General features: G+C 58.1%; 6 protein-coding genes. 2 read left to right on the top strand and 4 right to left on the bottom strand.

The features are described from left to right. Positions 1–111: 111 nt before the first annotated feature. Positions 112–2,793 carry an aminopeptidase N gene (pepN, locus tag B3520_RS15505; RefSeq protein ID WP_286804299.1) on the top strand — a complete coding sequence of 894 codons (2,682 nt, stop codon included), beginning with the start codon at positions 112–114 and terminating at the stop codon, positions 2,791–2,793. Positions 2,794–3,017: 224 nt separating this feature from the next. Here pepN and B3520_RS15500 read toward each other — a convergent pair whose 3' ends face one another. Next, complete coding sequence (locus B3520_RS15500) at positions 3,018–3,740, bottom strand: UDP-2,3-diacylglucosamine diphosphatase (protein ID WP_286804298.1); 723 nt, start codon at positions 3,738–3,740, stop codon at positions 3,018–3,020. 9 nt (positions 3,741–3,749) lie between these two features. Further along, complete coding sequence (locus B3520_RS15495; RefSeq protein WP_123637266.1) at positions 3,750–4,259, bottom strand: peptidylprolyl isomerase; 510 nt, start codon at positions 4,257–4,259, stop codon at positions 3,750–3,752. A gap of 147 nt (positions 4,260–4,406) precedes the next feature. Between B3520_RS15495 and tmk the strand changes: the two genes are divergently transcribed. After that, positions 4,407–5,024, top strand: coding sequence for a dTMP kinase (gene tmk / locus B3520_RS15490; RefSeq protein ID WP_024460040.1), 618 nt, complete (start codon positions 4,407–4,409; stop codon positions 5,022–5,024). A 102-nt stretch (positions 5,025–5,126) separates the two neighbouring features. Here tmk and traF read toward each other — a convergent pair whose 3' ends face one another. Together traF and B3520_RS15480 are read right to left on the bottom strand one after the other, a co-directional pair. Then, the gene (traF, locus tag B3520_RS15485; RefSeq protein WP_286804297.1) at positions 5,127–6,356 is read right to left on the bottom strand and encodes a conjugal transfer protein TraF; all 1,230 of its coding nucleotides are present in this window, start codon (positions 6,354–6,356) and stop codon (positions 5,127–5,129) included. Positions 6,357–6,512: 156 nt separating this feature from the next. Next, on the bottom strand, positions 6,513–7,136 hold the full coding sequence (locus B3520_RS15480) for an RluA family pseudouridine synthase (protein ID WP_286804296.1): 624 nt from the start codon (positions 7,134–7,136) through the stop codon (positions 6,513–6,515). Positions 7,137–7,243 lie beyond the last annotated feature (107 nt).

Raw genomic sequence — 7,243 nt, 5'->3', positions numbered from 1 at the left:
GCGATCCGAGCCTACAGGGACGTATGTACGGCGTGTCTGGGAACCATACACCCTGAACCGGCCCGGTCCCTGAATTTCGGCACCCCACGCTTAAAAAATTTGGAGTTATTTATGTCCGCACGCGACGCACAACCGAAAGCCATTCAGTTGAAAGACTACCGGCCGCCGGAATACCTTATTGACCGCACCGAACTGCACTTCGACCTCGGCGCCGACAAAACCCGCGTCACCAGCACACTGACACTGCGCCGAAACCCCGACGTCACCCCAACCGGCAAAGGCCTGACCCTGCACGGCCAGGAAATCGAACTCGTCTCCGTGGCCGTCGACGGTCGCGCACTCAGCGACAATGACTACCGCCTCGACGACGAAACCCTGACCCTGCTCGACGCCCCCGAACAATTTGAGTTGACCACCGTCGGCGACATCGACCCCAAAAACAACACCTCCCTTGAAGGGCTCTACCGCTCCAAAACCATGTACTGCACTCAGTGCGAAGCCGAAGGCTTCCGCAAGATTACCTGGTACCTGGATCGCCCCGACGTGATGAGCGAATTTTTTACCACCGTGGTGGCCGACGAAAAACAGTTCCCGGTGTTGCTCTCCAACGGCAATCTGATCGAGCAGGGCAGTGCAGACAAAGGCCGCCACTTTGCCACCTGGCACGATCCACACAAAAAGCCGGCCTACCTGTTTGCGCTGGTGGCGGGTAACCTCGAGCACATCGAAGACACCTTTACCACGATGTCCGGTCGCGAAGTGACGCTGAAGATTTTTGTCGAAGCAAAAGACCTCGACAAATGCGGCCACGCCATGACGTCCCTTAAGAACGCCATGCGTTGGGACGAAGAGCAGTACGGACGGGAATACGATCTGGATATTTTCATGATCGTTGCCGTAGACGATTTCAACATGGGCGCTATGGAGAATAAAGGCCTCAATATCTTCAACACCGCCTGCGTATTGGCCAAACCGGAAACCACCACCGACGCCGGTTTTCAGCGCGTTGAAGGCGTCGTCGCCCACGAGTATTTTCACAACTGGTCCGGCAACCGCGTCACCTGCCGGGACTGGTTTCAGTTGAGTCTGAAAGAAGGCTTTACTGTCTATCGGGATGCGACTTTCTCAGCGGACATGGGTTCGCCCACGGTCAAACGGGTGGAAGATGTGTCCATGCTGCGCACCCTGCAATTCGCCGAGGACGCCGGGCCCATGGCGCACCCGGTGCGGCCGGATTCCTACATCGAAATTTCCAACTTCTACACCCTGACCATTTACGAGAAGGGCAACGAAGTGGTGCGCATGCTGGCCAACCTGTTGGGGCCGGAGCTGTTCCGCAAAGGCACGGATCTGTACTTCGAGCGCCATGATGGCCAGGCGGTTACTACCGAGGATTTTGTGGCGGCGATGGAAGCCGTATCCGGTCGCGACCTGACCCAGTTCAAACGCTGGTACGATCAGGCGGGCACACCCAAGCTGACTGTGACCGACCGTTGGGATGAAGACGCCGGGGAATACCACCTGACCATTGCCCAGAGTTGCCCGCCCACGCCCGGGCAGCCGGAGAAGCAGCCCTTTCACATTCCGGTGGCCATGGGGTTGTTGGGCAGTGCCGGTTCACTGCCGCTCAAAATCAAGGGGCAGGCTCCCAACCCGGAGACCGACGACAACACCCACACCGTGTTGGAACTGACGGAAGCCGAGCACACCTTTGTGTTCGAGGAACTGCCGGAGAAACCGGTGCCGTCCCTGCTGCGCGGTTTTTCCGCACCGGTGAAGTTGCATTATGACTATTCCCGCGATGACCTGATGCGCCTGATGAGTGGCGACAGCGACGGTTTCTGCCGCTGGGATGCCAGTCAGCAATTGGCCATTGAGGTGATCGAGGACGTGATGATCGCCTATCAGAAGGGCGAAGACCTGAGTGGTATCACCATCGATGAGCGCTTGATCGAGGCCAACCGCCTGTTGTTGCAGGATGATTCACTGGATAAAGCCATGGTGGCCTTGATGCTCAGCCTGCCCTCCGAGGCTTACCTGGGTGAACAACGGGACGAGATTCAGGTGGAGGCCATTCACCACAGCCGGGCCGCGGTCAAACGCGCGCTGGCCGAGGCGCTCAAACCCGAGCTGACCCAGATTTACCGCACCTACGATCACGGCAAACCTTACCGGCCCACGGCGGATGATATTGCCGAACGCAGTCTGAAAAATGCTGCGCTCAGCTATCTGATGACCCTGAACGAACCGGAGATGATCGAGGCCTGCGAGCAACAGTACCGCCAGGCGAACAATATGACCGACGCGATCGCCGCGGTTGGCGAGCTGGTCAATAGTCTGGCATCGGGTGCTGAAACGGTTCGGGAACAGGTATTGGAGGACTTTTACCGAACCTGGAAGGACGAGCCGTTGGTGGTGGATCAATGGTTGCGGGTACAGGCGACCAGCAGTCGGCCCAATACGCTGGATGTGGTACGTAAACTGGAACAGCATCCGGCGTTCGAGCCGAACAACCCAAACAAGATCCGGGCGCTGGTGGGGGCGTTTACCAACGCCAACCCGATCAACTTCCACCGTGCCGACGGGGCAGGGTATCGCTTTCTGGGGGATCAGATTCTGCGCCTGAACAGCGTCAATCCGCAGATCGCCGCACGGTTGGTGACGCCCTTTACCCGCTGGAAGCGGTATCCGAAGGCGCTGCAGGAATTGATGCACGCCGAGTTGGAGCGCATCAAGGCCGAACCGAAGTTGTCCAAGGATGTGTACGAGGTGGTGAGTAAGAGTTTGGTGTGATGGTGGTGCGGCAAACGGCGGATGCGCGCTCCGAGCTTATCCGCCCTACGGATCGCATGGCAGTTCCCGTAATAATGGTGGGTGCGCCCCAAAAGATACCACGGAGGTTTTTTGCGCAACACCGGTGAATGTATCCAAACGGATACCACCGCAGGTCGCGTAGGGCGGATAAGGCCGAAGGCCGCATCCGCCGTTACCCAAATATCAGCCGTCACCTGACGCTATTACAGCTCCCAAGACTCCAACTGCAACACCCCCGGCTGCGCCACCAGACACCACCCCCGCTCGTGCCAATCCCCCAACACAATCCGCTCCCCCGGCTGGCCATTCAGGTCCAGCGGATGGCGGGCCGGCCGATGGGTGTGGCCATGAATCAAAAGGTCTGTCCGCTCCTTGCGCATGGCTTTTTCCACCTCTCGAGGGGTCACATCCATGATGTCCTGCGCTTTGTTGCTGTTCATGCTCTGGCTTTGCGAGCGCATATGGGCCGCCAGCTCTCGGCGCTTGTCCAGAGGTAAGGAGAGCACCTCTGCCTGCCATTGTGGCGAGCGCACCCGGCGGCGGAACGCCATATACTCAGCATCCCGGGTACACAGGCTGTCGCCGTGCATCAGCAAGGCGGGGCGCCCGTACAGATTGATGACGCTCGGGTCTGGCAACAACTCCGCACCGCAGGCGCGGGCGAATTCGTTGCCAATCAGAAAGTCCCGGTTACCGTGCATCAGGTAGATGCGCGTTCCGGACTCGGTCAGCGCGCTCAGTGCCTGAGCAACCGCCGTCGACAGCTCGCTTCTGTCGTCGTCGCCAATCCAGGCATCAAAAAAATCACCGAGAATATAAAGCGCCTCCACGCCCTGGGCCCGGTCCCGCAGGAAGCGGAAAAAGCCTTCGGTAACGGTGGGTTGGCGCTCATTCAAATGCAGATCGGAAATAAACAACCGCGTCATGGGGAGAACTTACTCGCTGACGGTCGCTTTCTCGATCAAAACCGGTTCAACCGGAACGTCCTGATGCCCGGCCTTGCTACCAGTCGGTACCGCCTTGATCTTGTTCACCACATCCATGCCTTCCACAACCTTACCAAACACGCAGTAGCCCCAGCCCTGCATGGACTTGTCGCGGTGATTCAGGAAAGTGTTGTCCTGTACGTTAATGAAGAACTGGGAGGAGGCACTGTGCGGGTCGTTAGTGCGCGCCATGGCGACACTGCCCACAGCATTGCCCAGGCCGTTGTCGGCTTCGTTCTCAATCGGCGCGCGCGTGGCCTTTTGCTGCATGTCGGGCGTCATGCCGCCGCCCTGAATCATGAAGTTGCTGATCACGCGGTGAAAGATGGTGCCATCGAAAAATCCGTCCTGCGCGTACTGGGCAAAGTTGGCCGCGGTTTTGGGCGCTTTTTCGTGGTTCAGTTCAATGGTGATATCGCCGTGCGAAGTGTGCAGAGTGACCTTGGACGCGGTGCTCATAATGGAACCCTTATGTTAGGACTAAAAGCCGGCATCTTACCACAAGGTCGCGCGCGCAGAGGGAGCAATGCGAAGATGATCCCCGTTCAACCATGGTAAACTCCATCCCTGAAATGCCATCCAATAACCACAGGAACCCATCACCCCGTGACCCCAGGCCGCTTTATTACCGTGGAAGGCACCGAAGGTGTCGGCAAGAGCACTAACCTCAACTTCATCCAACAGTGGCTGGAGGGGCAGGGCCATCGTGTGCTGGTCACCCGTGAACCGGGTGGCACGCCCCTGGCGGAAGAGTTACGCAGCCTGCTGCTGGCCCCCCGTGACGAGACCGTCGACCCAATGGCGGAATTGCTGATGGTGTTCGCGGCCCGGGCCCAACACCTGGAACAGGTGATCAAGCCGGCGCTGGCGGCCGGCACCTGGGTACTGTGCGATCGCTTCACGGACTCGACCTACGCCTATCAGGGCGGCGGTCGGGGCTTTGATCAGAGTGTCATCGCCCAGTTGGAAACCCTGGTGCAGGGCGAGCTGCGCCCGGACCTGACGGTCATTCTGGATATTGATGTTGAGAAAGGCCTGGCGCGCGCCAGTCAGCGCAGTGTGCCGGATCGGTTTGAGGGAGAAGCGGTGGCGTTTTTCGAGCGGGTGAGGGCGGTGTACCACGAATTGGCCGCCCGAGCACCGAACCGCTACGCGGTGGTCGATGCCGGACAACCCCTAGAGCAGGTCCAGCAGGCCATCAAACAGGTCTTAATCAGCCTGTAGGTCACAGGATCGTCGGATTACGCTTCGCTAATCCGACCTACATGGTCGGCGTTCCCGTAGGTCGGATTAGCGAAGCGTAATCCGACACATCAACTGCCTATTTTAGAACCGCAGGCCCAACTGCATGGAAGCACCGGCGGTATTGCCATCACCGGTAAAGCCGGCAATATCCACATTCACCACGTTGAAGGGCGAGAAGCCGATACCCACCGATACGGTATCTTCCACGTTATCTTCCAGATCACGCTGGAAGCCCACCCGCAACTGTGCCCAATCAAAGGCATTCAGCTCGGCGCCAGCGCGGACGAACTGAGTCTCCTGTCCGGTGGCGAAGTTGGGGCTGGTATTCAGGTCAGCAGCCACCTCGGCAGTAAACCAGCTACCCTCGTAACCGACAGCGGTAGTGGCACGCGGCTTAATTTCCAGCGTGTCGCCGGGCACAATGGTCTCGTACTCATTGCTGATCAGGTTTGATACCGTCAGGGCGTAGCGCATGTCACCGCACAGGTAGGTGGCACCGAGATCGATGTTCACATCATCGGTTTCCACGGTGTACTCATCACCGTCGAAATCGTCTTCCTCAAAATCGTCCACGGTAGCGGAGTACACAAAGGTCATCACGTGCATCCACTTGGGCGTGGCACCCAGCAGCAGGCGGGAATCCTCACCGGTCTGCAGGCTCTTGGCCATCGCCAGGCCAACTTCGGAAACGGCCGCACCCCGTCCTACACCATAAGACTGCAGTCCTGCTGGATCAAAGTTGGTTTCGCCAACCGCGTCGCGGATATATTGGTAGTCTTCTTCGTTGACTACTGTCTGAACAGCGGCCTCAATGCGGGTCTTGCCGACCACGGAGAGTGACAGAAGATCATTGGGCAGGGCCAGAACAAAGCTGCCACCGGCACCAATATTGGCGGTCTTGTCCGCGATATTCTCCAGGCGACGAATGGCTTCTTCGGCTTCTTCTTCGATCAGCTGACTCGCTTCCTGCTCCGATGCCAGCGGGTCATTGGGGTCAAAACCACCAATTTCGTCGAAATAGTCGTAGGCGGTTTTCTCTTCCAGCTCATCCAGGTAATCTGCCAGATCCTCCAGGCCATCGATCAGGTCGTCTTCATCTTCACCCAACACACCGCCGTTGAAAACCAGACCAAAATCGTCCTGCTCATCAAATTTGGCACCCAGGCTGGGGTTGTACACCACGCCGTCGGCGTAACCACCGGTGGCGTAACCCGCGCCGGACATGCCGGTCAGGCGACCGTTATAGTAATCACCGGCAACAGCGGCACCAGAAGCGGCCATCAAGGCCATGCTGAGAAGCGTTTTTTTCATTTTAAAAACCTGTGAAGGGAGAACTGGGTGAAACGTAAAAAAATGTTAGTGATTAAATTGTGGCCCATTATATAAGCAGGTGCAATAACCCATTTGGGTGTTATTAGAAAATGGTCTTGATTTTGCCTTGGGGAGAAGCTTTGGCAATAACACCGGCTAAAAAACCGGCGGTGACTCACAGTGCACGGGTGAACCGGTCTGCGGATGGGTAAATTCAATCGTGGTGGCGTGCAGCAGCAGGCGGTCCGACGCGGCAAGGTATGCCGGCGTGGCGTAAAGATTATCCCCCAGAATGGGATGCCCCAGTGCCTGCATATGCACCCGAAGCTGATGCGACCGTCCCGTGACCGGCTCCAGCGCCACCCGCGTGGCATCCGCGTTACGCTGCAGAACCCGATAGCGAGTCAACGCCGCCTTACCGTCAGTATAGTCAACTTTCTGTCGGGGTCGATTCGGCCAATCACAGATCAACGGCAAATCCACCTCACCCGCCTCATCCGCCATGACCCCGCCAACCACCGCCGTATAACACTTATGCACCAAACGCTGCTCAAACTGCCGCGCCAAATGCTTCTGCGCCTCATACCCCAACGGAATCAACACCAACCCCGACGTCGCCTGATCCAGCCGATGCACAATCCGGGCATTGGGGTAGGGCACCAACAACCGGTTGATCAGACAATCCTGCTTCTCCGGCCCACGCCCCGGCACCGTCAACAACCCAGCGGGTTTATTGACCACCAACAGCGTATCATCGGCATAGACAATCTCAGGAAGCACAACCGTCCCCAGTTCAAAAAGTCGGCATTGTACCCCGTTGGTGGCATGACAGTAGATCCATGTATCGGGTCAGCCCCCATTGGTCGGCGGGTGCGCGCTTCGCGCTT

The organism is Marinimicrobium sp. UBA4509 (assembly GCF_002388575.1).
Taxonomy (GTDB): domain Bacteria; phylum Pseudomonadota; class Gammaproteobacteria; order Pseudomonadales; family Cellvibrionaceae; genus Marinimicrobium; species Marinimicrobium koreense.
This window is presented reverse-complemented; position numbering and strand designations above follow the sequence as displayed.